This window comes from Nonomuraea mesophila, assembly GCF_004352805.1.
Taxonomy (GTDB): Bacteria; Actinomycetota; Actinomycetes; order Streptosporangiales; family Streptosporangiaceae; genus Nonomuraea; species Nonomuraea longispora.
Genome location: NZ_SMLD01000370.1, coordinates 1 through 1,461 on the forward strand (window position 1 = coordinate 1; position 1,461 = coordinate 1,461).

The 1,461-nt window shown below is 66.8% G+C and carries 1 protein-coding gene; it reads right to left on the reverse strand.

All coding sequences use genetic code 11. The features are described from left to right. Nucleotides 1–1,461: DNA-directed RNA polymerase subunit beta (locus E1295_RS48085; RefSeq protein ID WP_484214012.1), on the reverse strand; the 1,461-nt coding region annotated here is incomplete at both ends.

Genomic DNA, 1,461 nt, shown 5'->3' on the forward strand with positions numbered 1-1,461 from the left:
CGCCGGGACAGGTCGATACCGAGCTCCTCCGCGGCGCGGAAGACGTCCTCGTCGGTGTCACGCATCTCGATGGACATGCCGTCGCTGGAAAGCACCTCGACGTTGAGGCACAACGACTGCATCTCCTTGATGAGCACCTTGAAGGACTCGGGGATGCCCGGCTCGGGGATGTTCTCGCCCTTGACGATCGCCTCGTAGACCTTCACCCGGCCCAGGACGTCGTCGGACTTGATGGTCAGCAGCTCCTGCAGCGCGTACGCCGCGCCGTAGGCCTCCAGCGCCCACACCTCCATCTCACCGAAACGCTGGCCGCCGAACTGGGCCTTACCGCCCAGCGGCTGCTGCGTGATCATGGAGTAGGGGCCGGTCGAACGCGCGTGGATCTTGTCGTCGACCAGGTGGAGCAGCTTGAGGATGTAGATGTAACCGACCGAGATCGGATAGGGGAACGGCTCGCCGCTGCGGCCGTCGAACAGCTGGGCCTTGCCGCTCGGCTGCACCATCCGGTCACCGTCGCGGTTGGCGACGGTGTTCTGCAGCAGACCGACGATCTCCTGCTCGTGGGCACCGTCGAAGACCGGCGTGGCCATGTTGGTGTGCGGCGGGACCTGCTCGAAGCCCTTCTCCCGCAGCCGGTCGGCCCAGGCCTCCTGGACACCGGAGATGTCCCAGCCCCGGGCGGCGATCCACCCCAGGTGGGTCTCCAGCACCTGGCCGACGTTCATCCGGCCGGGCACGCCCAGCGGGTTGAGGATGATGTCGACCGGGGTGCCGTCCTCCAGGAACGGCATGTCCTCGACCGGCAGGATCTTGGAGATGACACCCTTGTTGCCGTGCCGGCCGGCCAGCTTGTCACCGTCGGTGATCTTACGCTTCTGCGCGACGTAGACGCGCACCAGCTCGTTGACCCCCGGCGGCAGCTCGTCGCCCTCCTCACGGCTGAACACCCGCACGCCGATGACCTTGCCCTGCTCACCGTGCGGCACCTTCAGCGAGGTGTCACGCACCTCACGGGCCTTCTCACCGAAGATCGCGCGCAGCAGCCGCTCCTCAGGCGTCAGCTCGGTCTCACCCTTCGGGGTGACCTTGCCGACCAGGATGTCGCCGGGAACGACCTCGGCGCCGATGCGGATGATGCCGCGCTCGTCGAGGTCGGCCAGGACCTCCTCGGAGACGTTGGGAATGTCGCGCGTGATCTCTTCCGGTCCCAGCTTGGTGTCCCGGGCGTCGACCTCGTGCTCCTCGATGTGGATCGAGGACAGCACGTCGTCCTGCACCAGGCGCTGGGACAGGATGATCGCGTCTTCGTAGTTGTGGCCCTCCCACGGCATGAACGCCACCAGCAGGTTCTTGCCGAGCGCCATCTCACCCTGGTCGGTGCACGGCCCGTCGGCGATCACCTGGTTGACCTCGACCCGGTCGCCCTCGGCGACGATGGGCTTCTGGTTGAACGAGGTGCCC